Consider the following 654-nt stretch of genomic DNA (forward strand, 5'->3'; position numbering starts at 1 on the left):
GTCGAGGAGTGGGAGGACATCACGACCTGGGCCAGCGACCACGTCGTCACCGGACCGGCGGGTGTCGCGACGATCACCGAGGGCTACCTCGACACCGGCATCCCGATCGCTGGCGCGGGCGCACCGTTGGTGTCGGAGTTCGCGTTGATGGAGTTGGTCGCGGTCCTCGGCCGGACCCCGGATGGTGGGAAGGCGTACGTCGGGCGGGTCATCGAGTGCGCCTGGAGGTTGCCCCACGTGTACGACGCGGTGATGGCCGGGAGGTTGGCGCCGTGGCGGGCCGAACGGATCGCCGACCTCACCCACGGCCTGAGCGCGGAGGCGGCGGCGTTCGTGGACCGGCAGCTGTTCGACGCCACCGGCGTCGGGTGGGCCCAACTCGAGCGTCTCGTCGCCGAAGCCGTTTTGCGGTTCGACCCCGAGAAGGCCGAGGCCGAGCGCAAGGCCGCGGCGGACGGGCGGCATTTCGACATCGGTGAGGTCGACGAGCACGGACTCGTCCACCTCGACGCGCTCATGGATGCGGCGGACGGGCACGACCTCGACCAGGCCGTCGCCCGGCGGGCCGAGGTCCTCGGCCGCCTCGGCGACCAGTCCTCGCTCGATGTGCGGAGGTCGAAGGCCGCTGCCGAGATCGCCCGCCAGGACCTGGCA

Annotated in this window: 1 protein-coding gene; it reads left to right on the forward strand. The window is 71.7% G+C overall.

Annotated elements, in window-relative coordinates:
- The coding region (locus FHP29_RS21580; RefSeq protein WP_420813389.1) for a DUF222 domain-containing protein at positions 1 to 654 on the forward strand (654 nt) is incomplete at both ends.

This window comes from Nocardioides albidus (genome assembly GCF_006335005.1).
Classification (GTDB): domain Bacteria; phylum Actinomycetota; class Actinomycetes; order Propionibacteriales; family Nocardioidaceae; genus Nocardioides; species Nocardioides albidus.